The organism is Streptomyces sp. GD-15H (assembly GCF_045291515.1).
Classification (GTDB): Bacteria; Actinomycetota; Actinomycetes; order Streptomycetales; family Streptomycetaceae; genus Streptomyces.
In genome coordinates this window covers 7,085,001-7,111,246 of record NZ_CP149447.1, presented here as the reverse complement: position 1 = coordinate 7,111,246, position 26,246 = coordinate 7,085,001, and the positions used below count along the sequence as shown (strand labels likewise).

The 26,246-nt window shown below is 68.7% G+C and carries 20 protein-coding genes, 2 rRNA genes, 3 pseudogenes and 1 riboswitch (1 of these 26 only partly in view); of the genes and pseudogenes, 7 read left to right on the top strand and 18 right to left on the bottom strand.

All coding sequences use genetic code 11. The features are described from left to right. Positions 1–151: 151 nt before the first annotated feature. The 3 genes from WJ438_RS33600 to WJ438_RS33590 form a co-directional block, all read right to left on the bottom strand. Positions 152–1,165 (bottom strand): EamA family transporter, encoded by a 1,014-nt coding sequence (locus tag WJ438_RS33600; RefSeq protein ID WP_406728540.1) that lies wholly within the window; start codon positions 1,163–1,165, stop codon positions 152–154. Between the two features lie 74 nt (positions 1,166–1,239). Then, complete coding sequence (locus WJ438_RS33595; RefSeq protein ID WP_406728539.1) at positions 1,240–1,779, bottom strand: Clp protease N-terminal domain-containing protein; 540 nt, start codon at positions 1,777–1,779, stop codon at positions 1,240–1,242. A 145-nt stretch (positions 1,780–1,924) separates the two neighbouring features. Further along, positions 1,925–2,548 carry a PadR family transcriptional regulator gene (locus WJ438_RS33590; RefSeq protein ID WP_406728538.1) on the bottom strand — a complete coding sequence of 208 codons (624 nt, stop codon included), beginning with the start codon at positions 2,546–2,548 and terminating at the stop codon, positions 1,925–1,927. A 174-nt stretch (positions 2,549–2,722) separates the two neighbouring features. On the opposite strand from WJ438_RS33590, the gene WJ438_RS33585 reads away from it, so the two are divergent. Continuing rightward, positions 2,723–3,538, top strand: a complete 816-nt coding sequence (locus WJ438_RS33585; RefSeq protein WP_406728537.1) for a PhzF family phenazine biosynthesis protein — start codon at positions 2,723–2,725, stop codon at positions 3,536–3,538. A 69-nt stretch (positions 3,539–3,607) separates the two neighbouring features. On the opposite strand, the gene WJ438_RS33580 is transcribed toward WJ438_RS33585, so the two are convergent. Together WJ438_RS33580 and WJ438_RS33575 are read right to left on the bottom strand one after the other, a co-directional pair. Then, complete coding sequence (locus WJ438_RS33580) at positions 3,608–4,408, bottom strand: CPBP family intramembrane glutamic endopeptidase (RefSeq protein WP_406729886.1); 801 nt, start codon at positions 4,406–4,408, stop codon at positions 3,608–3,610. Between the two features lie 88 nt (positions 4,409–4,496). Further along, on the bottom strand, positions 4,497–6,014 hold the full coding sequence (locus WJ438_RS33575) for a glutamate-cysteine ligase family protein (RefSeq protein WP_406728536.1): 1,518 nt from the start codon (positions 6,012–6,014) through the stop codon (positions 4,497–4,499). 556 nt (positions 6,015–6,570) lie between these two features. Between WJ438_RS33575 and WJ438_RS33570 the strand changes: the two genes are divergently transcribed. The 5 genes and pseudogenes from WJ438_RS33570 to WJ438_RS33550 all read left to right on the top strand — a co-directional run bounded on the left by WJ438_RS33570 (position 6,571) and on the right by WJ438_RS33550 (position 9,561). Further along, the gene (locus WJ438_RS33570) at positions 6,571–7,155 is read left to right on the top strand and encodes a hypothetical protein (protein ID WP_406728535.1); all 585 of its coding nucleotides are present in this window, start codon (positions 6,571–6,573) and stop codon (positions 7,153–7,155) included. Between the two features lie 382 nt (positions 7,156–7,537). Further along, complete coding sequence (locus WJ438_RS33565) at positions 7,538–7,741, top strand: DUF5999 family protein (protein ID WP_109383024.1); 204 nt, start codon at positions 7,538–7,540, stop codon at positions 7,739–7,741. Positions 7,742–7,864: 123 nt separating this feature from the next. Then, positions 7,865–7,996, top strand: a pseudogene (locus WJ438_RS33560) (LacI family DNA-binding transcriptional regulator); the annotation flags it as partial. A gap of 179 nt (positions 7,997–8,175) precedes the next feature. Beyond that, positions 8,176–8,727: a hypothetical protein gene (locus tag WJ438_RS33555; RefSeq protein ID WP_406728534.1), complete on the top strand. Its 552-nt coding sequence runs from the start codon at positions 8,176–8,178 to the stop codon at positions 8,725–8,727. 438 nt (positions 8,728–9,165) lie between these two features. Continuing rightward, on the top strand, positions 9,166–9,561 hold the full coding sequence (locus WJ438_RS33550) for a molybdopterin-binding protein (protein WP_406728533.1): 396 nt from the start codon (positions 9,166–9,168) through the stop codon (positions 9,559–9,561). A 118-nt stretch (positions 9,562–9,679) separates the two neighbouring features. On the opposite strand, the pseudogene gcvP reads toward WJ438_RS33550, so the two are convergent. Continuing rightward, positions 9,680–12,564, bottom strand: a pseudogene (gene gcvP, locus WJ438_RS33545) (aminomethyl-transferring glycine dehydrogenase). 172 nt (positions 12,565–12,736) lie between these two features. After that, a riboswitch (glycine riboswitch) is annotated at positions 12,737–12,833 on the bottom strand. Between the two features lie 118 nt (positions 12,834–12,951). Between gcvP and WJ438_RS33540 the strand changes: the two are divergent. Continuing rightward, on the top strand, positions 12,952–13,329 hold the full coding sequence (locus WJ438_RS33540) for a PRC-barrel domain-containing protein (RefSeq protein WP_406728532.1): 378 nt from the start codon (positions 12,952–12,954) through the stop codon (positions 13,327–13,329). Positions 13,330–13,442: 113 nt separating this feature from the next. Here WJ438_RS33540 and WJ438_RS33535 read toward each other — a convergent pair whose 3' ends face one another. From WJ438_RS33535 to WJ438_RS33480, 12 genes and pseudogenes are all read right to left on the bottom strand, one after another. Then, positions 13,443–14,879 (bottom strand): DNA polymerase IV, encoded by a 1,437-nt coding sequence (locus WJ438_RS33535; RefSeq protein WP_406728531.1) that lies wholly within the window; start codon positions 14,877–14,879, stop codon positions 13,443–13,445. Positions 14,880–14,977: 98 nt separating this feature from the next. After that, positions 14,978–15,664: a MerR family transcriptional regulator gene (locus tag WJ438_RS33530; protein ID WP_406728530.1), complete on the bottom strand. Its 687-nt coding sequence runs from the start codon at positions 15,662–15,664 to the stop codon at positions 14,978–14,980. A 218-nt stretch (positions 15,665–15,882) separates the two neighbouring features. After that, positions 15,883–16,356 (bottom strand): bifunctional nuclease family protein, encoded by a 474-nt coding sequence (locus tag WJ438_RS33525; RefSeq protein ID WP_003988851.1) that lies wholly within the window; start codon positions 16,354–16,356, stop codon positions 15,883–15,885. A gap of 85 nt (positions 16,357–16,441) precedes the next feature. Continuing rightward, a pseudogene (locus tag WJ438_RS33520) lies at positions 16,442–17,184 on the bottom strand (MerR family transcriptional regulator). Positions 17,185–17,230: 46 nt separating this feature from the next. Continuing rightward, positions 17,231–18,178, bottom strand: coding sequence for an FHA domain-containing protein (locus WJ438_RS33515; protein WP_406728529.1), 948 nt, complete (start codon positions 18,176–18,178; stop codon positions 17,231–17,233). 61 nt (positions 18,179–18,239) lie between these two features. Further along, complete coding sequence (locus WJ438_RS33510; protein WP_406728528.1) at positions 18,240–19,127, bottom strand: DUF881 domain-containing protein; 888 nt, start codon at positions 19,125–19,127, stop codon at positions 18,240–18,242. Between the two features lie 5 nt (positions 19,128–19,132). Beyond that, positions 19,133–19,465 (bottom strand): small basic family protein, encoded by a 333-nt coding sequence (locus WJ438_RS33505; RefSeq protein WP_131564207.1) that lies wholly within the window; start codon positions 19,463–19,465, stop codon positions 19,133–19,135. Continuing rightward, positions 19,462–20,376 (bottom strand): DUF881 domain-containing protein, encoded by a 915-nt coding sequence (locus WJ438_RS33500; protein ID WP_406728527.1) that lies wholly within the window; start codon positions 20,374–20,376, stop codon positions 19,462–19,464. The genes WJ438_RS33505 and WJ438_RS33500 overlap by 4 nt, the downstream gene beginning before the upstream one ends. Positions 20,377–20,499: 123 nt before the next feature. After that, positions 20,500–22,995, bottom strand: coding sequence for a sugar phosphate nucleotidyltransferase (locus WJ438_RS33495; protein ID WP_406728526.1), 2,496 nt, complete (start codon positions 22,993–22,995; stop codon positions 20,500–20,502). A gap of 115 nt (positions 22,996–23,110) precedes the next feature. After that, entirely contained in the window at positions 23,111–23,719 is a 609-nt protein-coding gene (locus WJ438_RS33490) for a CDP-alcohol phosphatidyltransferase family protein (RefSeq protein ID WP_406728525.1), read from the bottom strand. Between the two features lie 109 nt (positions 23,720–23,828). Then, positions 23,829–23,945: ribosomal RNA gene (rrf, locus tag WJ438_RS33485) — 5S ribosomal RNA — on the bottom strand. Between the two features lie 89 nt (positions 23,946–24,034). Further along, positions 24,035–26,246: ribosomal RNA gene (locus tag WJ438_RS33480) — 23S ribosomal RNA — on the bottom strand; it runs 910 nt beyond the window's last position.

Genomic DNA, 26,246 nt, shown 5'->3' with positions numbered 1-26,246 from the left:
GCCCGGGTGGAGCCAGGTCGACGGGGTCCGTGGACTGCGTCTGCGGGCAGCACCACGACGCCCGGCGGCACGCCGGGCGAAGGGAGCCGTGGACCCTCCTCAGGCGGCGGGAGGCGGAAGGACGAGGGCGCGCGCATGCATAACCAGCACCTTAGGCGGCAGTTCCGGGCGTGGCCAACTCCCTTTCGGGCCCACCGCTCGCCACCGGCCGGTCGGGGTTCCTGGCCGGCGCGGAGGACTGGGCGATGAACGCGCCCGCCAGCACCACCACGCCGCCCACGAGCTGCGGCGCCGACAGGTGTTCGCCGAGGAGCACCCAGGCCAGCACGGTGGCGATGACCGCTTCAAGGCAGGCCACGACCCCCGCGACCTGCGGCGAGAGCCGCCGCACCGAGAGCACTCCGGTGCCGTACGCGACGACCGTGGCGACGAGGACGATCCAGGCCAGCAACACGAAGGCCGCGACCGGGGTACCGTCCATGCTCGCGCTGCCGCCGAGCACCGACCAGTCCATGGACCACGGACGGGCGACGACGGTGAGTACGGCGGCGCCGACGAGCAGACCGTAGGCGATCACCCCGAGCGGGTCCGGCGCCCGGTCGCCATGGTCGCTGCCCTGATCGGACAGGACGAAGTACCCGACCTGACAGCAGGCGGCGCCGAGCGCGAGCGTCAACCCGAGGACGTCGAAGCCGAGGCCCGACCACACCTCCACGACGCAGGCCAGTCCGCCCACCGCCAGAACCACACCGACCGCCGCCGCCCGGGTCACCGGCCGCCGCTGGACGAACCGCACCCAACCGAGGACGAGCGCGGGCGCCAGATACTCGACAAGCAGTGCGACGCCTACGGGGATACGGGAGAGGGCGGCGAAGTAGCAGGCCTGGACGCCGGCGACGGCGAACAGTCCGAACCCGGCGAGCAGCGCCGGATGGCTGCGCAGCAGCCCCCGGTGGCGCACCGCCAGCGGCAGCATGATCAGGGCCGCGCCCGTCACTCGCAGCCAGACGACGTGCAGCGGGTCCAGGCCCGCCTCGATCAACGGTTTGGCGGCGACACCGGACCCCCCGAAGGCCACCGCGGACAACAGCGCGAGGCCGAGCCCGACGCCTTTCCCACGGGTGCCCCGGGTGTTCCGAGTACTGGCAGAGGTAGGCACCGGCACATGATGTCAGGCGTCGACAGGAGCGTCATCTCCATGGCTCCTGTCTCACCTGCTGGACGGAGGCTTCCTTCGTCTCAGTGAGCCGGGTCGCCGGTCCACGTCTCGAGCCGGGCGAGCAGGTCGCGGGAGTCGATTCCGGCGCGCTCGAGCACCTCCACGGCACGGGCCTGCGGGTCCACGATGATCGCCGCGAGCAGGTCCACGCCACACGGCGTCCCGCCGCGGCGTGCTGCGCGTTCGCGGGCGTACGCCATGCCGGCCGCGGCGAGCGGCGAGAAACCGGCGGCCTCCGTCACCACCGGGACCGCACCGGAGTCCTCGACGGCGCTCCGCCAGCGCAGGCCGTAGCCGATGCTGCGCTGGACCAGATAGCCGAGCAGCCGGGCGGCCTGCGGGCCCTCGTCGAAGACCGCGCGCACCTCGGCATCGGACTCCAGCAGCGAGTGCAGCAGATGGGCGGTGTCGATCTGACGGTCCGCGTCCCTGAGCGCCCTGCGGCGGGCACCGGTGACCACCGCCGTCAGCTCCGCGCTGAGTCCGGCGCCGTGGTCCGCATGGCGAATGCCCTGCTCCTGGGCCTCGTGGGCGGACTGCCGGGGGATACGGGGTTGCACACCCTCCATCCCATCAGCCCCGCAGGTCCGGGGCATCCCCGGCGGGGAGCATCTTCTTGTCCCACGGGAAGTGGATACGCCGAGCCGGAATCTCCTCCTTGGGAAGGAGAATCAGGCCACTCCCCTCAGGGGCGCGCGTCCGTCCTCAGTCGTCGGCGAGGATCAGGTACAGCTTCTTGCGGGCTTCGTTGATGACGGTGAGCGCCTTCTCCCGCTGCTCCTTGCTACCGGTCTTCCAGACCTGCCCGAAGGCCTCCATCAAACCGAACCCGGCCTGCCGGATCTCGCTCAGCGCCTCCCAGTCGACTCCGCGCGAGGCCTCTTCCCAAGGCGCCTCGGGACCTTCCTCGGCCGCCGTGCGACCGGTGTCGGTGAGCGCGAACAGCTTCTTGCCGCCCTCGGACTCACTGATGATCAGCCCCTCGTCCTCCAGCAGCTGAAGGGTGGGGTACACCGAGCCGGGGCTGGGCTTCCACGCTCCGCCGCTGCGCTCGGCGATCTCCTGGATCATCTCGTAGCCGTGCATCGGCCGATCCTTCAGCAGGGCGAGGATCGAGGCCCGCACGTCACCGCGCCGTGCCCTTCCCCTCGGCCCGCCACGCCCTCGGCCACCACCCCAGGGGCCGTGCCCGAAACCCGGACCGAAGCCGTGACCACCGGGTCCTGAGGGACCGAAGGGTCCGAACGCGGCCCGCAGCCGGTCGAAGTCGCCCCGGCCGCCCCGCGGACCGCCCTGACCATGACCATGCCCGAAACCATGGGTACGCATCGCAACCACTCCGTATCATCATTGATCTGTCGCGATATCTCAACGATATATCGGGTGATTTCGTTGGGCAACCCCTTGGCAACCCCGTCACCGGACAGGCGGCCCCGTACGGTCGGTCCAACGCCTCCGAATTGGCCTTGGCCTGTGGCTTTGCTCAGCCCGTACCGTCAGGGCATGCACATTCGAATCGTCGACGCCTTCACCGACCGGCCCTTCTCCGGCAATCCGGCCGGGGTTCTCCTCCTGGACACGGACGCGTTCCCGGACGACACCTGGCTCCAGAACGTCGCCCTGGAGGTCAACCACGCCGAGACCGCCTTCGCGCACCCGCTGCCCGGAGGCGGCACGGCCGACTGGGCGCTGCGCTGGTTCACCCCGGCCACCGAGGTTGCGATGTGCGGCCACGCGACCCTGGCCACCGCGCACGTCCTGCACACCACCGGCACCCACGAGGGACCCGTCCGGTTCGCCACCCGCAGTGGTGTCCTCGTCGCGGCGCCGGCCGAGGACGGCTCCGTGACCCTCGACTTCCCCACGGCGCCGCTCACCCGGCTCGACCTCCCCGAGGGGGTCGCCGACGCACTGGGCACCGAGCCGCTCACGGCCTTCGACACCGGCCCGAACGTCGGAGACCTGCTGGTCGAGGTCGCCGACGAGCGGACCGTCCGCGCCCTGCGGCCCGATCTGAACGCCCTCGGCGCCCACTCCGAGCGCGGCGTCATCGCCACCGCCCGCGCGGAGGACCCCTCCCGGGGCTACGACTTCGTCTCCCGCTGCTTCTTCCCGAACGTCGGCATCGACGAGGACCCCGTCACCGGCAGCGCCCACACCGCGCTGGCCCCCTACTGGTCCGAGCGTCTCGGGCGCCCCGGCCTCACCGGCCTCCAGGCCTCACCCCGCTCCGGCCGCGTCCGTACGGAGCTGTGCGGCGAGCGCACCCTGCTGGGCGGACGGGCGGTGACGGTCATCGAGGGTGAGCTCCTGGCCTGATCCGGGCGCCAGAAGGGCGAAGGGGCGCAACGGCCCGGCCGTTGCGCCCCTTCCCGGTCTCCGGGTCGTTCACGCCGTGGGCAGCCAGTCCACCTTGCCCGCGAGCAGCGCGTACCCCACGAACGCACCGATGTCGAGCAGCGTGTGCGCGACCACCAGGGGCCCCACCCTGCCCCAGCGTCGGTAGAGGAACACGAACACCACGCCCATGACCATGTTGCCGATGAAACCGCCGATGCCCTGGTAGAGGTGGTACGAACCGCGCAGCATCGAACTCGCCGCCGTCGCGGCGCCCGGCGTCCAGCCCAACTGCTCGAGCCGGCGCAGCAGGTACGCGAGGACGATGACCTCCTCGAGGATCGAGTTCTGCAGCGCCGAGAGGATCAGCACGGGGAATTTCCACCACACCTCGGGCAGCGCCTCGGGCACCACGGTGAGGTTGAAGCCGAGCCCGCGCGCGGCCAGGTAGAAGGCGATGCCGCTGCTGCCGATGACCGCCGCGACCGCCGCCCCGCGGCCGAGGTCGGACCAGGGCCGGGTGCGGTCGAACCCGAGGACGCGCAGTCCCGCGCCCTCGCGCAGCAGGAAGTGGGCGACGAGCGCGACGGGAACGAGCGCGGTGGTGATTCCGAAGAGCTGCCAAGCCAGGTCGAGCCAGGGACGGCCCGGTGCCGCAGAGGCGTTGAGGGTGGCGGCCTGGTCCTTCAGACCGCCCGGCCGGGTGACCGAGCCGATGAAACTGATCAGCGCGGCCACTCCGCTCGCGCCGAGCGACACCGCGAGCACGAGCAGCGTCTCGTTGCGGAGCATCGTCCGCGTGAGCCGCCGCTGAGGATACTCACCGGCCCTCGGGCCCGCCTCCGCCTGCACACCTGCCTCCACGTCACCGATCCGTCCGATCAGTATGAGGGCAGCGGCCGGCGGCCCGACGGGCGGTCCGCGGTGGGCCCGTCCGGTGTCAGGTCGCAGGTACCGGGTCCGGGAGGCCGACGGGCCAGGCGTGGACCGGCTCGCCCTCCAGCATCAGCTCGCGGTAGCGCCGGGTGGTGGCGGCCAGCGCCGCCTGCCGGGTCAGGCCGCCGTCCAGGGCCCGGTGGAAGGTCGCGGCCTGCCAGCTCGCGCCGTTCTGCCGGCGTCGGCAGCGCTCCTCGATCACGCCGAGGTACAGGTCCCGGTCCGCGGGCTCGATGCCCCACGCGTCCAGTCCCGCCTCGGCCAGCGGCAGCAGCTCGTCGCGTACGAGGGTGACCGCGTCCACCTCGGCCGTACCGCCGTAGCGCCCGCGCCGGGGCCAGGTGAGGCGGGCTTCGATGCCGTGCCTGCAGGCGGCGTCGAAGTTGGCGGCGGCGGCCTCGAAGGGCAGCCGGGTCCACACCGGGCGACTGTCCTCCGCGAGGGCCCGGACCAGGCCGTAGTAGAACGCCGCGTTGGCGACGACGTCGACGACGGTGGGCCCGGCGGGCAGGACCCGGTTCTCCACCCGCAGGTGGGGGACGCCGTCGGCGACGCCGTAGACCGGGCGGTTCCAGCGGTAGACCGTGCCGTTGTGCAGGACGAGTTCGGCGAGCGTGGGGGTGCCGTTCTTGTCCAGCACGTCGAGCGGGTCCTCGTCGTCGCAGATGGGCAGGAGGGCCGGGTAGTAGCGCAGATTCTCCTCGAAGAGGTCGAACGCCGAGGTGACCCAGCGCTCCCCGAACCAGGTGCGCGGCCGTACGCCCTGTGCCTGCAGCTCGGGCGGCCGGGTGTCGGTGGACTGCTGGAACAGCGGCGGCCGGGACTCGCGCCACAGCTCGCGGCCGAACAGGAAGGGTGAGTTGGCGCCGACGGCGATCTGGGCGGCGGCGACCGCCTGGGCCGCGTTCCACACGTCGGCGAAGCGGGCCGGAGTGACCTGGAGGTGCAGCTGCACCGAGGTGCAGGCGGCCTCGGGCGCGATGGACTTGGAGGTGCAGCTGAGGCGTTCCACCCCGTCGATGTCGAGACTGAAGTCCTCCCCGCGGGCGGCCACGATCTGCTCGTTGAGCAGGGTGTAGCGGTCGGCTTCGGAGAGATTCGAGGAGACGAGGTCGTCGCGGTGCAGCGTCGGCAGAATACCGATCATCACGATCCCGGAGTCCACCTCGGCGGCCTTCCGGTCGGCGTACGCGAGTGAGGTGCGCAGTTCCTCGGCGAGCCGGTCGAATACCCGCCCGTCCAAACGATGTGGAGCGATGTTGACTTCCAGATTGAACATGGCGAGTTCTGTTTGGAAATCCCGGCTCGCGATCCGTTCGAGGACTTGTCCGTTCAACATTTTGGGCATGCCGTCAGCGCCCGTGAGATTCAATTCGATCTCCAGCCCCATGAGGTTCTTGGGGCGGTCGAACCGCTTCTCCACCAGGAGTCGCTCCAAGCCCGTCAGGCACTTGCGGAGCTTGTCGCGGTAGCGCTGGCGATCGGACAGGTCGAACCCGCCTGCCACCACCTTCTCCCCCATCGAAGCGTCCTTCCTCAGCTGGGCGGTCCGCTGATCGGCCGCCGGGGTCCCGGTCCACAGGGGAGGATGCCCAGTGGATGCGATCGATAACGCCCCGAACTGGTCTGTCGACCGCTACGCTGGTCGAATGTGACCACTGGCACATTCACGCGGCATGGCCGACAGGGTACGTAACAACGCGACGGCGAACTCGTGAAAAACGCCGACGACAATAGGCCTACCACTCTGCGGCCGTTTATCGAGGTCATCGCTGTGCACCCGGTTAGGAATCGGGATGATTCCCCCGTTTCATCGACCAAAAGTACCCTTGTTTCACGGGTCGGAAACGGCTAGCGGAAACACAGCCCGAACACGCGTCATATAAACTCCGTGGACAGGGCAGAAGGTTGGCGCCCGCGGTCGAGTGATCCAGCCCTCGAGGTGGCGTGCGGCAGTCCTCACCCCACCCGCCTCTCGCGCTCAGACCCCCGGCCCCTGCCTTCCGACCTTCGCGAGCTGACAGCGTCGTCCGCCCCGCCCTCGCGCCACTGTGCCTTCGAATGAGAGGCGACCCACCATGCCCCTGCATGTCCCCCCGGCCCCCGCGCCCGCACTGCGTTCCGTCCTGACCGCACTCTCCTCCCCCACCGCGGTCAGCGAGGCCCGAACCCCCTCCCTCCTCGCTGCCCAGGGACCGGCCTCGCCCGAACTGCCGCTGCCCGTGCATGTCCTGGACCGGATCACCGCCGAGGGCGTGTCCGCGACGCGACTGGCCGGCTGGCGCTTCCTGATCCGCTGCGGCGACCGGGCGGTGGCCGCGGCGGACACCGTGCTCACGCCCGACGGCTGGGCCTTCTCCCGCTTCTTCGAGGGCCCGTACATCGCCTCCACCGAACTGGCCCTGCGCCAGGCCGAGTCCCTGCCACAGCCCTACCAGCCCCGGCTGTTGTCGGTGCCCGGTCTCTACATGCTGACCCTCTGGCTGCACGGCGACCGCACCGCGGACGGCGCCACAGGCCATCCCGCCGCCACCGACCTGCTCGTCCCGCTCGCCCCCGCGCCGCCCGGCATCGCGGCCCACCGCCCGCACCTGGTCGCGGAACTCCTCCCGGTGCTGACCCACCGGGTGGCGCCCAACCGCCTGCTCGGCTCACCCGCCTGACCCAACGCGCGCGTACCCACCGCCACTCCCACACCTCCGCCTCCCGTACCCCGTCGCCCGATCCCCGCGGCGGGGTACGCGCGTGCCCCGAGCCTCCCCGGCCCGACCAGCCCTCCGAACGCTCCGAAACCGCGGACTAGCCTCATCCGACCATGCGGAACCACCCGAAGTGACAGTGCAGTTGGGACGAACCATCCGCGTGGGTGACGCGTCATCAACCTGTGAGGGGCGGTGCCGCGAAATCCCTGCGGATCGCCGTCTAGGGGGCAACACTTGTTTCCGACCGACCTATGACAACGGGGGCGGCCATGAACGAGGTTTCACGTCGCGCAACAGAGACAACAGCCCACCCACAGGTCAGCACGAGCGAAAGATCCCACCCATGTGCCAGCATCCGTCACCGTGCCCCTCAGCCGAATCCGCCGATCGGGAGTCCGCCCGTCTCGTGGCGCACCACCCGGAGCAGGGCTGGAGCCTGCTGTGCAACGGTGTCGTGCTCTTCGAGGACACCGGTGAACTCCTGCCCGACGGCAGGAGCATCGCACCGCAGCGTCCCGGGGGCACCGCGGTGATGACCACCGCCTGAGCTCCACCGGGCGGATCGGTGCCCGCCCTCGGAGCGGAAACCTCGCCCAGGGTTCGTCCGGCGACGGCCTCCCACCGGTGCCCGCCTTCCGGAAGACTCCTGGAAGTTTCGCGGGCTCCCGTCATGGAGGGCACGGAGGTGGGGCTGGTGGCACCATGTGAGGCCGGCACCGAGGGCAGGGTGACGATCACGGAGATCGCCCGGCAGGCCGGTGTCTCCGTGCCGACCGTGTCCCGTGTCGTCACGGCCGCTCCGACGTGTCCCCCGCGGACCTGGGTCCGGGTCGAGGACCTGGTGCGCCATCACGGCTACCGCAAGCGCCCCAGCGCCTCCCTGGCCCGCGCCGCACTGCTCGACCTGGTCTTCGACGACCTCGTCGGCCCATGGGCGGTGGAGATCATCCGCGGTGTCGAGGAGGTCGCCCAGGGGCCGGCGTGGGGACGGTGGTGTCGGCGATCCACGGGCGTTCCGGTTCCGCCCGCGAGTGGACGCGGAGTCTGCGGGCGCGCGCATCCGACGGGATCGTCCTCGTCACGTCGGCGCTCGAGCCGGTGCTCCACGAGGAGTTGCGCATTCTCGGCGTGCCGCTCGTGGTGGTGGATCCGGTGGGCTCCCCGCCCTGGACGTGCCCACCATCGGCGCCGCCAACCGGTCGGGCGGCATGGCCGCCACGCAGCATCTGCCAGGCCCTGGGACACCGCAGGATCGGTCTGGTCACCGGGCCGCCGCGCCTGCTGTGTTCCCGGGCCCGGCTCGACGGTTACCGGGCGGCCCTGGAGGGCACCGGTGTCGCAGTGGACGAGTCCCCGGTCGTCCCCGGGGACTTCCGTCCCGAGTCGCCACCACCGCTCAACGCCGTGATGCCCAGGCCGGCCGCGGCGGAGGCCGCCAGGAAGCCGCAGCGGGACAGTGCCGGGTGCCCATGTCATGCGCTTCCTCGGAGTCAGGGGCGGACAATTCCACGCCCACTGGTCCACGCCCACTGATTCAGAAGTTTCGGAAGAGATTCAGGAATATGTGCCGTTGCCGCACCCTGGAGACAGCCGACAAAGGGTGTAACCCCCTGTACGCGGTGAATCTGCCGGGACGCGCGCCGCGCACGTGGCGCCGGCCGCCCGCAGGGGCCGGATCGAGAGTATCCGCCGCCTCCGGGAGGTCGCGCGTACGCCGATCGGCCGGTTCGGGCCGTTCCCCCTGACACCCCCACACCCTCGACCGCGGCCTGCCCGGACGCCCGGTTCGACCTCGCAGATCGCGGCGCGGCGAAGGCCGCCGGCCGTGCCGGGGCGACACGCCCCCGCCTCCCCCAGAGAGGCAAAATATTCGCATCACTCTGCGAACGTTGCGATCAGGTGGCGGAATGGCTACCTCGCCTCAGAGCCTCCGCCCCGTCCGGCTCCGCTCGCCGCCCTATGGTGATCGGCATGCAGTCCTACACGATCGGCCAGGCAGCGCGGCTGCTCGGCGTCAGCCCGGACACCGCCCGACGCTGGGCGGACGCGGGCCGGGTCACCACCCACCGCGACGAAGGCGGCCGACGGCTCATCGACGGGCGGGATCTGGCCGCGTTCTCCGTCGCCCTCGCGAAGGCCGGCGCCGTCGAGGAGGGCACGCCGTACACCTCGGCCCGCAACGCCTTCCCCGGCATCGTCACCGCGATCAAACTCGGCGACGTGGCAGCCCAGGTCGAGATTCAGGCGGGCCCGCACCGCCTGGTCTCGCTGCTGACCCGCGAGGCCGTCGAGGAACTCGGCCTGGAGGTCGGCATGGAGGCCACCGCCCGCGTGAAGTCGACGAACGTCCATATCGACCGCGTCTGACGGAAGCGGTACGGCGACGGGCTCCGCTCCGGCCGTACGGCCGGAGCGGAGCCCGTCCACTCCTCGGTCCCGGTGTTCTCGCTTCCGGTCACCGGTCCCGGTGGTCAAGCCCTCCGCGTCAGTCGTCGTACGCGTCCAGGGGCGGGCAGGAGCACACCAGGTTGCGGTCGCCGAAGGCCTGGTCGACACGGCGCACCGGCGGCCAGTACTTGTCGGCGGCACTCACACCGGTCGGGAAGACGGCCTCCTCACGGCTGTACGGGTGCGCCCACTCCGCGCCGAGCGCGGCGGCGGTGTGCGGGGCGTTGCGCAGCGGGTTGTCGTCCGCGGGCCACTCGCCGGAGCCGACCTTCTCGATCTCCGCGCGAATCGCGATCATCGTCTCGCAGAACCGGTCGAGTTCGGCCAGGTCCTCGGACTCGGTCGGCTCGATCATCAGCGTTCCTGCCACCGGGAACGACATCGTCGGCGCGTGGAAGCCGTAGTCGATCAGCCGCTTGGCCACGTCGTCCACGCTCACGCCAGTCGCCTTGGTCAGCGGGCGCAGGTCGATGATGCACTCGTGCGCGACCAGCCCGCCGGGGCCGGTGTAGAGCACCGGGTAGTGCGGCTCGAGGCGCTTGGCGATGTAGTTGGCGCTGAGCACCGCCACCTGGGTGGCCCGCTTGAGCCCCTCGCCGCCCATGAGCCGGACGTACGCCCACGAGATGGGCAGGATGCCCGCGGACCCCCACGGGGCGGCCGAGACCGGCCCGATCCCCGTCTCCGGCCCGGCCTCGGGCTGGAGCGGGTGGTTCGGCAGGTACGGCGCCAGGTGCGACCGCACGCCGACCGGGCCGACGCCGGGACCGCCACCGCCGTGCGGGATGCAGAAGGTCTTGTGCAGGTTCAGGTGCGAGACGTCGCCGCCGAAGTGTCCGGGCTTGGCCAGCCCGACCAGCGCGTTGAGGTTCGCGCCGTCCACGTACACCTGGCCGCCGGCCTCGTGCACCGCCGCGCAGATGTCGGCGACGTGCTCTTCGAACACACCGTGCGTCGACGGGTACGTGATCATCAGCACCGACAGTTCGTCGCGGTACCGCTCGATCTTCGCCCGCAGGTCGTCGATGTCGACCTCGCCGTCCTCGGCGGTCTTCACGACGACGACCTTCATCCCGGCCATGACGGCGCTGGCGGCGTTGGTGCCGTGCGCGGAGGACGGGATGAGGCAGACGGTGCGCTGCTCGTCGCCGTTGGCCCGGTGGTAGCCGCGCACGGCGAGCAGCCCGGCCAGTTCGCCCTGGGAACCCGCGTTGGGCTGGAGGCTCACCTTGTCGTAGCCGGTGACCTCGGCGAGACGATCCTCCAGTTCGTGGATGAGCGTGAGGTAGCCCTGGGCCTGCTCGGCCGGCGCGAAGGGGTGCAGCTGCCCGAACTCGGGCCAGGTGATCGGCTCCATCTCCGTGGTCGCGTTGAGCTTCATGGTGCAGGAGCCCAGCGGGATCATCCCACGGTCCAGCGCGTAGTCACGGTCGGCGAGCCGGCGCAGGTAGCGCAGCATCGCGGTCTCGGAGCGGTGCTGGTGGAAGACGGGGTGCGTCAGGTACTCGTCGGTGCGCAGCAGGGCGTCCGGCAGGGTGTCGGGCGCTGCCGCGTCCAGAGTCTCGATGTCGGCCTCGACGCCGAAGGCACTCCACACGGCGGCGAGCCGGGCCCGTGTGGTGGTCTCGTCGCAGGCGATCGAGACGTGGTCGGCGTCGACGAGGAGCAGGTTGACGCCGTTGTCCCGCGCGGCGGCGACGACCTCGGCGCCCCGCCCCGGGACCCGTACGGTCAGCGTGTCGAAGTAGGAGGCGTGGACGATCTCCACGCCGCCGGCCGGAGCCCTTCGGCGAGGACGGTCGCGTAACGGTGGGTGCGCCACGCGATGGTCCGCAGCCCTTCGGGACCGTGGTAGACGGCGTACATCCCGGCCATCACGGCGAGCAGCACCTGGGCGGTACAGATGTTGCTGGTGGCCTTCTCCCGGCGGATGTGCTGCTCACGGGTCTGGAGCGCGAGCCGGTAGGCCTGGTGACCGTCCGCGTCGACGGAGACACCGACGAGCCGTCCGGGCAGGCTGCGCGCCATCTTCTCGTGCACGGCCATGTATCCGGCGTGCGGCCCGCCGAAGCCCATGGGCACACCGAAGCGCTGCGTCGTGCCGACCGCGATGTCCGCGCCGAGTTCGCCGGGCGACGTCAGCAGCGTGAGGGCGAGCAGATCGGCGGCGACGGTGACGAGCGCGCCCAGCTCGTGCGCCCGGTCGATCACCGGCTTGATGTCGCGTACGGCACCGGAGGCGCCCGGGTACTGGATCAGCACGCCGTTGATTCCGCGCTCGGCGATCTCGGCGGGAATACCCTCGCTCAGATCGGCGACGACGACCTCGACGCCGGTCGGCTCGGCACGGGTCTCGATCACGGCGATCGTCTGCGGCAGCGCGTCCGCGTCGACCAGGAACAGACCGTTCTTGTTCTTGCCCATGCGTCGCGACAGCGCCATCGCCTCGGCGGCGGCCGTGCCCTCGTCGAGCAGTGAGGCCCCGGAGGTCGGCAGGCCGGTCAGTTCGGCGACCATGGTCTGGAAGTTCAGCAGTGCCTCGAGCCGCCCCTGCGAGATCTCCGGCTGGTACGGCGTGTAGGCCGTGTACCAGGCGGGGTTCTCCATCACGTTGCGCAGGATGACGGGCGGCGTGAAGGTCCCGTAGTACCCGAGCCCGATCATGGAGCCGAGCACCTCGTTGCGGTCGGCCAGCGACCGGAGTTCGGCCAGTACCTCGGGCTCGGTCCGGGCGCCCGGCAGGTCGAGCGCGTCGGCGTTCTTGATCACATCCGGGACCGCCGCGGCCGTCAGCTCGTCGAGCGAGCCGTAGCCGACCTGCGCGAGCATCTTGGCGCGGGCCTCGTGGTCGGGGCCGATGTGACGCTGCTCGAAGGGCGTTCCCTGTTCGAGCTCGGAGAGGGGAATGCGATGGGCGGTCATTGCGGAGGCCTCCTGGTCTGACGACCTTCGAGGGGCACCATGACGGGTGCCCGGACGGCCTCCCCCTCTGTCATCTCAACCTGAGAGCTTCACCGGGCCGCCGCAGGGCGACCGGCTTTCACCGTCGGTGAGAGCGGGAGCCGTCGACACCCGCCCTGCTTTCCAGAGTGACCTCGTCCATGCGGTACGTGGGCCTGAGAGATTCCGGGGAGGATTTGCTCCTTCGGCGCCCTCCGATGGTGTGTGGAGGACTCTCCCGCACGGGGTCAGCAGCCGCTGCCAGCGTACCAGCGAGGGCAACACCCGGACCTTCGAGTGGCCGCCGACCCAATTGTGCCGTTCTGTAGTGCTGACGAATGATTGCGGATTGCGACCAGTGGAGGGCCCGTGCAGACCGACATCGATCCGCGCAACCTGATCGGCCGCAAGGCGTTCGACCGCAACGGAACCCGGATCGGCACCATCGACGAGGTCTATCTCGACGACGCCACCGGCATACCCGAGTGGGCGGCGATACGCACCGGCTTGTTCAGCAGGGACGCCTTCGTCCCCCTGGAGCCGAGCGAGCTGATCGACGGCGGCCTCCACATCCCCTTCGAACGCGCCCTGATCAAGGATGCCCCCGACTTCGGCGTGGGCCGCCATCTCTCCCCGGAGCAGGAACTCCAGCTCTACCACCACTACGGTCTGGACATCTCCGCTCCTCCCCCGCTTCCGGACCACGACTTCGGCGAACTCTCCGACCGCGACGACCACCCGGCCTGACAGACCCCCGGAAGCCGGGAGCACGAGGCCCGGGGCGGCAGGGGCCGGCCGGAACCGTGCCCCGTGACGCCGTGCTTCGAGGACTCCCCGGCACATCACTGTCCGAGGTCCGCTCACACGTGCGAGGGCCCCGGGTCCATGACACCGGGACTCGCCCCCGTGCCGTCGCTCGTCTCCGCGCCGCCCCGTGGCCTCTCGCCCTCCCCGGGTCTTCGCTCCACCAGTGGCAGCGGATCCGCCGGTTGCAGGGCCGGGTCGTCGGTGCGGAAGGTCTTCACCCGGCCCGCCGCCGAGCCGGGCGTCTCGAACCGGACCGTGACCCGCCCCAGGCCGCTGCCCTGGACCCACCCGTGCCCGTACTCGGTGTGCCGTACATCGTGCCCGGCCGGCCAGCGCCGCTCCGCGCTCGTGTGCTGTCCTTCCTCCGTGGGTGCGGCCGCCTGGTCCTCCTCGCCCGGCGACTCCTCCCCCTGGCCCCCCGCCGCCTGCGCGAACAAGTCCTCTTGTGTGTAGTCCGCGAGTCCGCTGACTCCCACGCCCAGCAGCCGTACTCCGCCCGTCGTGTCGACCGAGTCCAGCAGCCGTGCCGCCGCCTCGCGCACCACCGTCGGATCGTCCGTGGGCCCCCGCAGTGTCTCGGACCGGGTGAGCGTCGAGAAGTCGTAGCGCCGCACCTTCAGCACGATGGTCCGTCCCGACAGCCCCGCTCCCCGCAGCCTGCGCACACAGCGATCGGCGAGCCGCCGGACCTCCGTCGCGACCCGCACCCGGTCGTGGATGTCCACGTCGTACGTGTCCTCGACCGACACCGATTTCGTCTCCCGCTCGGCCACCACGGGCCGTTCGTCCCGCGCCAGGGCCATGGCGTACAGCGCGTGTCCGTGTGCCTTGCCGAGCAACCGCACCAGCTCGTCCTCCCCGGCCTCGGCGAGTTCGTCGACCGTGTGGATCCCGGCCCTCCGCAGATGGTCACCGGTGGCGGGCCCCACTCCCGGCAGCGTCCGGACCGGAAGCGGCGCCAGCAGGGCCCGCTCGCTCCCCGGCTCGATCAGCACCAGCCCGTCGGGCTTGGCCTGTTCCGAGGCGATCTTCGCCAGCATCTTGGAGGCGGCGAGCCCGACGGATCCGGTGAGCCCGGTGACCGCCCGTATGTCCGCGCGCAGTTTCTCCCCGGCCAGCCGTGCCGATCGCGCATCCCAGGCCGCCCCGCCGGCCTCCAGGTCCACGAACGCCTCGTCCAGGCTCAACGGTTCCACCAGCGGCGACATCGCCCGCAGCAGCCCCATCACCTGATCGCTGATCGACCGGTAGAACGCGAAGCGCGGTACGAGATACGCCGCGTTCGGCGCGAGCCGCCGCGCCTGCGCCATGGGCAGCGCGGAATGCACGCCGAAGACCCGGGCCTCGTACGAGGCGGTGGCGACCACTCCACGCGGCCCGAGCCCGCCCACGACCACGGCTTTCCCTCGCAGGCTGGGCTTGGACGCCTGCTCCACCGAGGCGAAGAAGGCATCGATGTCGAGATGCAGGATGGTAGGCGCGGATCTCACATCTCCGATGCTGCCCTACGCCACTGACAATGCCCTGCCGCACGGACCGGTCATCGACCGTCCCGGGCAACACGGACCGCTCAGCCGGCCTTGACGGCTCAGACCGCGCGGTTCCGCCGCCGTGCCAGCTCGTCCGCCGGGTTGGGCCCGATCAGCGTCTCCCCGGTGTCGACACGCTCCCCGTGCAGCTGGGACAGCGCGCTCTCGACATCCCGCCACACCACACCGACGGCGATCCCGAAAATGCCCTGGCCGCCCTGGAGCAGGGCATGGACCTCATCCGGCGTGCCGCACTCGTAGACCGTGGCGCCGTCGCTCATCAGCGTCATGCGCTCCAGGTCACGGAAGCCTCGCTCCCGCAGATGCTGGACGGCGGTACGAATGTTCTGCAGCGACACACCGGTGTCCAGGAACCGCTTGACGATCTTCAGGACGACGACGTCCCGGAAGCTGTACAGCCGCTGTGTCCCGGAGCCGTGAGCGGGCCGCACACTTGGTTCGACCAGTCCCGTGCGGGCCCAGTAGTCCAGTTGCCGGTAGGTGATGCCGGCGGCCGCGCAGGCCGTGGGGCCGCGATAGCCGATCTCCTCGGACACCATGGACGTCGTCGTCCCTCCGCTGCTCGGCACGGCCGCCGGCCGCTGCGGAGCGTGATCGGCCGCGCTGCCGTGATGGGCATACGCCCCGCTCGCGCGGGGCTGAGGGCCTGGGGGAGGGTACGGACCGCTCACCCCGAGACCGTGTCCGGGGGCACCCCCGGCCGTACCGTCGCCGGTGCTTCTCACGCCGACCTCCGTCCTCGACCTGCCTCCTCGACGGTAGGCAGTCGCCAAGGGCCCGTCAACGATCGCCACACTCGGCACGCCGAGTGATAATCACCCTAAGAGTGGTTTCCCGTGCCCCATCGCGGGGAAAGGCTGGCTGAATGCCCTCTGCTCGGGCCGTGCGACGCCCTCACGCATCGCCGCCCCGAGCGGGAATCCGGCGGGGCGGTCACCGCCACTCACTGACTGCTGGAGCCGAAATCCTCCGGCGAGATCTGGTCGAGGAACTCGCGGAACTTCTCCACCTCGTCCTCCTGCTCGTCCGGGATGGCGATCCCCGCGTCGTCGAGCACCGTGTCACTGCCGTAGATCGGCGTACCCGTGCGCAGCGCCAGCGCTATGGCGTCGGACGGCCGGGCACTCACCTCCACGCCGCTGGCGAAGACCAGCTCCGCGTAGAAGACCCCCTCGCGCAAATCCGTGATGCGCACTTCCGTGAGCTCTTGGCCGACGGCTTCCAGCACGTCCTTGAAGAGGTCGTGGGTCAGCGGGCGCGCGGGAGCCATGCCCTGCTGGGCGAAGGCGATGGCCGTCGCCTCCCCCGGTCCGATCCAGATGGGGAGGTACCGGTCGCCTCCCACTTCGCGCAGCAGCACGATCGGTTGGTTCGAGGGCATTTCGACCCGGACACCTACGACATCGAGCTCGTTCACACAGCAACCCTAGGCCGTGCCCGGGACGTTTGGATAGTCGGGTCGGGATCGGGCGGCCGATCCGGTCCTCCCCGCCCCCTGCTCCTCAGGGCAGCCGCACCCCGAGCGCCGAACTCACCAGCGCGGCGTGCAGCTTCACCGTAAGACCGGCGAGCTCCTTCGTACGCGCCTCCGCATGAGCCCTGGTCTGCGGGTTACGGTGGCGTTTGAGCGGAGCGACGACCTGGTCCACCAGCCCCGCCTCCCGCTCCGCGGCGGCCTTCATCGCCCTCAGGTGCCTCGGCTCGATCCCGAACCGCCCCAACTCGGTGATGAGCCCGGCGACGGTGACCGCCTCGGCGTCGTACACCTCGTTCTCGACGGGAGCGAGCAGCCCGTACGACTCCCACTCCGCGAGCTGTTCCTGGTCGATACCGGCGACCGCCAGCAGCTGCGCCCGCCCGATCCGGGCCGCCGTGGCACCAGGGTCGACGGACGGCTCGGGCCGGCTTCCCCGTCCCGCTGCCGGGACAGCACCGGCAGCGGGAGGGCCTCGCCGCGCTCCATGGCCTCCAAGTGCTCGCGGATCACCTTGAGCGGCAGATAGTGGTCCCGCTGCATCCTCAAAACATGGCCGAGCCGCTCGACGTCCGCCGCGCTGAACTTGCGATACCCCGAGGGGGTCCGCTGCGGCTCGATGAGCCCCTCCGACTCCAGGAAGCGGATCTTGGAGATGGTGACTTCGGGGAATTCCTCGCGCAGCACGTTCAGCACCGCGCCGATGCTCATCAGTCCAGTTTCCGCGGCGGCGGTGCCGTGTCCGGCACCGCCGCTCGGTGTGTGAAGCATGGACCTTCCCTGGGGTCAGGGTGCCCCGGACGGAGCCCGGGGAGGGTCAGTAGCCCCGCTGGCTCGCGTAGAACACCAGCCGGTACTTGCCGATCTGCACCTCGTCACCGTTCGACAGACCGACCTGGTCGATCCGCTCACGGTTGACGTACGTGCCGTTCAGACTGCCCACGTCGGCCACCGTGAAGGAACCGTCCTGGCCACGGCGGAACTCCACGTGCCGTCGCGAGACCGTCACGTCGTCCAGGAAGATGTCGCTCTGCGGGTGCCGGCAGGCCGTCGTCAGGTCACCGTCCAGCAGGAAACGGCTGCCCGAGTTCGGCCCGCGGCGCACGACCAGGAGCGCCGAACCCACCGGCAGCGCGTCGACGGCCGCCTGCGCCTCGGGCGACAGCATCGGCATCTGCGTCTGACCGGTGGCCTCCGCGTCGTATGCCTCGAGACCGGAGATGGAGATGGTGGAGGTCGTCTCGGAGGGACGCTCCGGGGCGACTCCGGGCCGGAGCGGAGCTCCACAGTTGGAGCAGAACCGGCTGTTCTCCGGGTTACGGTTACCGCACCTCGTACATACCAGGGCCGACATGGACGGAGCCTCCTGCCCACCGGGGGCTTGGGACGCGTACGGGTCGGAGAACCCTCCACCCGTACCTGAGGTTGACGGTTGCCCGAAACCTATGCCGCTCGACTGCGCAGGGTCAACCGACGGCGCGCCCAGACCTCCCGCAACCCCCTCGCTCTGGCCGCCCACCTGGTCCCGGAACAGCGGACGTGAACCTTCCGCCTCCGGCTGTGCGCGATGCCGGGCAGTCGCGCTGTCGCGGCCTTCTCGTGCGCTCTTGCCGAACAACTTCCCAAACAACTTCACGGGCGATTCCCCTTGACCGAAACAGACCCGCCCGTGGGGCAGGACGAACCCTGACTGAACACATTGGCCGACCCGGACATCCTCACAACGTCCGTATCCACCAGACAGTTTCCACCACGCACCACCCATTCGGTGCGCCGACCCCCCGCAACCTCATGCCCTCGCCGGTCACCCCCCATGCCCCCCCGGTTCACTGGGAGGACGACCGAGCGTAGTCAGGCTGCTCCGCCGATCGCAAGGCATCCACGACGATCTTGGTCGACCGCTCCACGGAGGCGGTGGCCTGTTCCTTCTCGAGAGTCTGCACCACACCTCCTGGGATGTTGAGCGCAGGTTCGAGGTCCTGCGGCTTGCCGATGACCTTGAAACGATAAGGAGCGGTGATCTTGTTCCCGTCGACACTCACCCCGTTGCCGGAATCGGACAGGTAGGTGCCTGCCACGACCCGCACGCCGTCCAGCTGAATGGCCTCGGCCCCGGCCGCGCGCAGCTCCTGGACGGCGTCGAGCAGCATGTTCGCCTTCACCATCCCCTTCGTGTCCTCGATGACCAACGTGATGCCGGGCCCCTGCGCGGCCACGGTGCCCGCCAGGATGCCGAGCTGCCGTTCCCTCTCGGCCGTCTGTCTCCGGGCCTCCTCGGCCTGGTCGGAGCTGTTCTCCAGCTCGTCACGCTGCTTCTCGAGCCCTTGCTTCTCATCCTCAAGACGCTCTGTGCGGTCGTCGAGTTCATCGAGGATACGAACAAGATCTTCCTGGCGAGCGCCGCGCAGGGCACTGTCACCCTCGCTGTTCGAGGCGACCTGGACGGCCAGGCCGAAGCCCAGGCCGAACAGCAGCACGGCGACGATGAGTTGAGCCCGGGTGATCCGTGGCGGCCACAGCCCCTTCACCAGCCGTTGCCGTCCGGTCAGACCGGATCCGGGCGACTCCGGCGGTGTCTCTCCCTCCTCGCCCGCGGCGGCGGGCTCGGGCGCGGGTACCTCGTCGGGCAGCTCCTTGCGGAGGCTGCCCCCGGGTGCCGGGCGTGGTCCGGATGCCGGCCCGGGCGTCGTCCTGTCGTGCACGTGATCGCTCATCGGCCTCACGCCTGGAACACGTGCCGGCGGATCGCCGCGGCGTTGGAGAAGATTCGGATGCCGAGAACGACCACGACCCCGGTGGACAGCTGGGCTCCCACGCCCAACTTGTCGCCGAGGAAGACGATCAGCGCGGCCACGACCACATTCGACAGGAACGACACCACGAAGACCTTGTCGTCGAAGATGCCGTCGAGCATGGCCCGCAGCCCGCCGAAGACGGCGTCGAGCGCCGCCACGACGGCGATCGGCAGGTAAGGCTCGACGACCGCCGGAACCTCGGGCCGGACCAACAGGCCGGCCACGACTCCCACGACGAGGCCCAGTACGGCGATCACGATGTGCCCTTCTCAGTTGCGGTTGTCGTCTCGGTTATCGGTTGTGCGGTTCGTACGATCACACTCGGTGCGGCGGGCAGCCGGAGGTCGTCCTCCACCGAAAGTTCGGTGCGGATGTCGTAGCTCTTCTCCAGGGCTTGCAGATACAGCCCGTCCGCACTGTCCTGGAACCGGCTGCTCAGCTGCCGGCCGTCCCCCACCGCGAGCACCGTGTACGGCGGTACCAGCGGCCTGTTGTCGACCAGTATTGCGTCTCCCGCGGCCCTGATCGCAGACAGGGCGGTCAGTCGCTGCCCATTGATCGAGACGGCCTCGGCGCCGGACTCCCACAGGCCGTTGACCACGCGTTGCATGTCACGGTCGCGGACTCGCCCGGTATCGGAGAACCCCGAGGTCGACCGCGCGTCGCCGTCCCCGCCGGCGCTCGTGTCCTTGGCGTCGTTCACCACGAGCTTCACCCCGGGTCCGTGCACCGCGACGGCGCCCGCCAGGATGCCCACCAGCTCGGTACGGTCGCCCTCACCGCTGTGTTTGAGCGCCTCCCGCTGCCGCGCGCCCACATCGTCACGGAGCGCGTCGACGCCGTCCTTGAGCTTGTCCGCCGCCTCGGTCTCGCGGTCGATCCTGTCGATCAGTTCCTCGCGCTCCTTGGCGACGACTGGAGCCGCCACCCTGGCCTGCGCGGCTCCGACGGTCACGACCAGGGCCGCGAGCACCAGACCACCGGCGAGCCCCAGTTTCGCCCTGAGGGTTTTCGGCATGCCGCCGCTGCCGTCGGCCTGCTTCCGCTCGGCGGCCTCGGCATATCCCTCGTCGAGGCTGTGGTCCATCACGTTGGTGAGCAACGACATGGACGCGTCCGGGCGCGGAGGCCGCTGGGATGTGCTCCGAACGGGGGGTTGCTGCGGCATGCCGCACATCGTCGCACGCCACGGCCGCTACCACCGAACGGCCCTACCGGCGTGCCGGACAGGCCCCGTTGGGGACACTTGCCCGGCACGCACGCGTACCACTGGTTCTGCCGTCCCGCCCCTCTATCGTCCCGCGCTGTCCACGACGGCCGCCCATTCGTCGAGCAGGGCCTGGGCGGAGGCATCGTCGGGTCCCTCCGCCCACAGGTGGGTGACCGCCTCGGCCGGGTCGGGCAGCACCATCACCCAGCGGCCGTCGCTCTCCACCACGCGTACACCGTCTGTGGTGTCCACGAAGCGTTCACCGGCCTCCTCGACGACCCGCCGCATCACCAGTCCCTTGACGGCCCACGGGGTTGCCAGATCGCGCTTGATCACGTGCGCGCGCGGGATCCGCGCGTCGATCTGGCTGAGCGTGAGCTGCGTCCTCGCCACCAGACCGATGAGCCGGACGAAGGCCGCGGTGCCGTCGTAGACCCGGCTGAACTCCGGGACGATGAAGCCGCCCTTGCCGTCACCGCCGAAGATCGTCCCCTCCTCCCCGCCCACGCGCGTCAGGTCGTCGGGCGAGGTGGTCGTCCACTCCACCTGCGTGCCGTGATAGGCCGCCACCTGTTCGGCGATCCTGGTAGTGGTCACGGGAAGCGCGACCTTGCCGCTGCGCCGTTCGGCCGCGATGAGGTCGAGCAGTACGAGCAGCGCCCGGTCGTCCTCGACGATCCTCCCCTTCTCGTCGACCAGGGACAGCCGCTCGCCGACGGGGTCGAATCGCACACCGAACGCGGCACCGGAGGACGCCACTATCTCGCCGAGCCTCACCAGCCCCGAGCGTCGCATGTCGGCCGTCTCGGTCGGCCTGGACTCGTTCAGGCCGGGGTTGATGGTCAGTGAGTCGACTCCGAGCTTGCCGAGCAGACTCGGCAGAACGAGTCCCGCGCTGCCGTTCGACGCGTCCACGACGACCTTCAGTCCGGACTCCGCGATTCCCGTGATGTCGACGTTCCGCAGCAGCGACCCGGTGTACGAGTCGAAGACACTCGCCGGGAAGTGCAGATCGCCGATCTCTCCCGGGAACGCACGCCGGTACTCCTGCCGCGCGAACACCCGGTCCAGTTTGCGCTGGCTGCCTTGCGAGAGGTCGGCGCCCTGCCCGTTGAAGAACATGATGTCGACCGAGTCGGGCACGCCGAGCGTGGTGCGGATCATGATGCCGCCCGCGCTGCCCCGCGCGGTCTGCTGCCGGGCCACGGGCAGCGGTACGTTCTCCAGGTCCCGTACGTCGATGGCGCTGGCCTGCAACGCGGAGATGACCGCACGCTTCAGGGCACGGGCACCGCGGGAGTGGTCCCGGGCCGTGGTCACCGTCGATCCCTTCTTCAACGTCGTCGCGTAGGCGCCGGCCAGCCGCACGACGAGTTCCGGAGTGATCTCGACGTTCAGGATTCCCGACACCCCACGGGCTCCGAAGAGATGCGCCTGTCCTCTGGATTCCCAGATGACCGAGGTGTTGACGAAGGCGCCCGCCTCAATCGTCTTGAACGGGTAGACCCGCACATTTCCCTGGACGATCGATTCCTCACCGATCAGGCATTCGTCGCCGATGACGGCGCCGTCCTCGATCCTCGCCGCGCGCATGACGTCGGTGTTCCTGCCGAGAACGCAGCCCCGCAGGTTGCTGTGCGGCCCAACGTACACGTTGTCGTGGACGACGGCCTTGTGCAGGAAGGCCCCGCTCTTCACGACGACGTTGGACCCCACCACCGTGTGCTCTCGGATCTCGGCGCCGGCCTCGATCTTGGCGTAGTCACCGATGTAGAGCGGTCCGCGCAGCACGGCATCGGGATGTACTTCGGCACCCTCGGCCACCCATACGCCCGGCGAGATTTCGAAGCCGTCGATGTCGACGTCGACCTTGCCCTCCAGGACATCGGCCTGCGCCTTCACATAGCTTTCGTGGGTGCCGACATCTTCCCAGTAACCTTCGGCGACAAAGCCGTAGACGGGCTTGCCTTCCTTCATCAACTGCGGGAAGACGTCACCGGACCAGTCGACGGATACATCCGGCTCGACATAGTTGAAAACCTCGGGCTCCATGACGTAGATCCCGGTGTTCACCGTGTCGGAGAAGACCTGCCCCCAGGTCGGCTTCTCCAGGAAGCGCTCGACCTTGCCCTGCTCGTCCACAATGGTGATACCGAATTCCAGGGGATTGGGCACTCGGGTCAGACAGACCGTGACCAGTGCACCCTTTTCCTTGTGGAAATTGATCAGCTCGGTGAGGTCAAAATCTGTCAGAGCGTCGCCGGAAATGACAAGGAAGGTATCGTCCTTCAATGCCTCCTCGGCATTTTTGACGCTTCCCGCGGTACCGAGTGGCTTCTCCTCATTGGCATAGGTGAGCTCCATTCCGAGCTCTTCGCCGTCACCGAAATAGTTCCTGACGAGCGACGCCAGGAACTGGACGGTCACCACGGTTTCGTTGAGCCCATGCCTTTTGAGCAGCCGCAGAACGTGCTCCATGATCGGCTGGTTGGCCACTGGCAGAAGCGGCTTGGGCATGCTTGAGGTCATGGGGCGAAGGCGTGTGCCTTCACCCCCGGCCATCACGACGGCCTTCATGTCGGAAGCGCCCTCCTCTAAGAGACGACGGTCTAGCCGACTTCACCCGCCAAGATTGTCCCGCACGTTTCCACTGCGGGCCACCGCGCGACTCTGCGCGTGCCAATCAGCGAGTTCAACCGGCCATGGCGTCCGCACGCACCAGGCGGCGGACCTGGACCACGTAGAGGACTCCTGCCCACCAGTACAGCGTTGTACCCCATCCAGCGAACGCCCATCCGAAAATAGCAGCGAGTGACGAGATCCAGCCGCTACCGTCACTGAGCAGGAGCAAGGGGAAGGCATACATCAGGTTGAAGGTGGCCGCCTTCCCGAGGAAGTTCACCTGCGGCGGCGGATAGCCGTGACGCCGGAGGATACCTACCATCACCAGCAGAACCAGCTCACGTGCCAGTAGTACGGCAGTCAACCAGAGCGGAAGAATCTCGCGCCAGGTGAGTCCGAGCAGAGTCGACAGAATGTAGAGCCGGTCGGCCGCAGGATCAAGAAGCCGGCCGAGGCTGCTGATCTGATTCCACCGTCGCGCGAGTTTGCCGTCCAGGTAGTCACTGACACCGCTCAGAGCGAGCACCAGAAGCGCCCAGCCGTCACTCTTCGGGCCGCCGAACTCAGGCCTGAGGATCAACCACAGGAAGAGGGGCACGCCGAGAAGCCGCGCCATACTGAGGATGTTCGGGATGGTGAGGACACGGTCCGTCTGGACGCGAGTCTCCTGGACCTCCACCCGGGGACCTCCTGGGGGAAACGTACCAATGATGCTCACTGACCCTACCTCAACACAAAAAAGCTCTGGCTCTCGGGCTTCATGCCCGAGAGCCAGAGCTCTAAAAGGAGTTCGGCGGCGTCCTACTCTCCCACAGGGTCCCCCCTGCAGTACCATCGGCGCGGTAGGGCTTAGCTTCCGGGTTCGGAATGTAACCGGGCGTTTCCCCTACGCTATGACCACCGAAACACTACGAAACACTCGACAACCGACACCATGCACCACACATGGCGGCGTTCGTGGTTTCAGAACCAACACAGTGGACGCGAGCAACCTGGGGACAAGCCCTCGGCCTATTAGTACCGGTCAACTCCACACGTTACCGTGCTTCCATATCCGGCCTATCAACCCAGTCATCTCCTGGGAGCCTTACCCCATCACGTGGGTGGGAGCCCTCATCTCGAAGCAGGCTTCCCGCTTAGATGCTTTCAGCGGTTATCCCTCCCGAACGTAGCCAACCAGCCATGCCCTTGGCAGGACAACTGGCACACCAGAGGTTCGTCCGTCCCGGTCCTCTCGTACTAGGGACAGCCCTTCTCAAGACTCCTGCGCGCGCAGCGGATAGGGACCGAACTGTCTCACGACGTTCTAAACCCAGCTCGCGTACCGCTTTAATGGGCGAACAGCCCAACCCTTGGGACCGACTCCAGCCCCAGGATGCGACGAGCCGACATCGAGGTGCCAAACCATCCCGTCGATATGGACTCTTGGGGAAGATCAGCCTGTTATCCCCGGGGTACCTTTTATCCGTTGAGCGACGGCGCTTCCACAAGCCACCGCCGGATCACTAGTCCCGACTTTCGTCCCTGCTCGACCCGTCGGTCTCACAGTCAAGCTCCCTTGTGCACTTACACTCAACACCTGATTGCCAACCAGGCTGAGGGAACCTTTGGGCGCCTCCGTTACCCTTTAGGAGGCAACCGCCCCAGTTAAACTACCCATCAGACACTGTCCCCGATCCGGATCACGGACCCGGGTTAGACATCCAGCACGACCAGACTGGTATTTCAACGACGACTCCACCACCACTGGCGTGGCGGCTTCCCGGTCTCCCAGCTATCCTACACAAGCCGAACCGAACACCAATATCAAACTGTAGTAAAGGTCCCGGGGTCTTTCCGTCCTGCTGCGCGAAACGAGCATCTTTACTCGTAGTGCAATTTCACCGGGCCTATGGTTGAGACAGTCGAGAAGTCGTTACGCCATTCGTGCAGGTCGGAACTTACCCGACAAGGAATTTCGCTACCTTAGGATGGTTATAGTTACCACCGCCGTTTACTGGCGCTTAAGTTCTCAGCGTCGCCCCGCCGTAGCGGGACTAACCGGTCCCCTTAACGTTCCAGCACCGGGCAGGCGTCAGTCCGTATACCTCGCCTTACGGCTTCGCACGGACCTGTGTTTTTAGTAAACAGTCGCTTCTCGCTGGTCTCTGCGGCCACCCCCCGCTCACCGAGTAAATCGGCTCACCGGGCGTGGCCCCCCTTCTCCCGAAGTTACGGGGGCATTTTGCCGAGTTCCTTAACCATAGTTCACCCGAACGCCTCGGTATGCTCTACCTGACTACCTGAGTCGGTTTGGGGTACGGGCCGCCATGAAACTCGCTAGAGGCTTTTCTCGACAGCATAGGATCGTCCACTTCGCCGCAATCGGCTCGGCATCGGGTCTCGGACGCATGGCGTGCGGATTTGCCTGCACGCCGTCCTACACCCTTACCCCGGGACAACCACCGCCCGGGCTGGACTGCCTTCCTGTGTCACCCCATCACTCACCTACTGCGGGTCTGGTCCGCCGGCTCCGCCACTCCCCCTCGCCCGAAGGCTTAGGGGCGGCGTCGCGGGCTCAGCATCGCCCGGTTCGGCGCTGGGCGCCTCATGGCGGGTACCGGAATATCAACCGGTTGTCCATCGACTACGCCTGTCGGCCTCGCCTTAGGTCCCGACTTACCCTGGGCAGATCAGCTTGACCCAGGAACCCTTAGTCAATCGGCGCACACGTTTCTCACGTGTGTCTCGCTACTCATGCCTGCATTCTCACTCGTCAACCGTCCACAACTCGCTTCCGCGGCTGCTTCGCCCGGCAGACGACGCTCCCCTACCCATCACAGCGGGCGTTGGCCCCATGTGCTGCAATGACACGACTTCGGCGGTACGCTTGAGCCCCGCTACATTGTCGGCGCGGAATCACTAGACCAGTGAGCTATTACGCACTCTTTCAAGGGTGGCTGCTTCTAAGCCAACCTCCTGGTTGTCTGGGCGACTCCACATCCTTTCCCACTTAGCGTACGCTTGGGGGCCTTAGTCGATGCTCTGGGCTGTTTCCCTCTCGACCATGGAGCTTATCCCCCACGGTCTCACTGCCGCGCTCTCACTTGCCGGCATTCGGAGTTTGGCTAAGGTCAGTAACCCGGTAGGGCCCATCGCCTATCCAGTGCTCTACCTCCGGCAAGAAACACGCGACGCTGCACCTAAATGCATTTCGGGGAGAACCA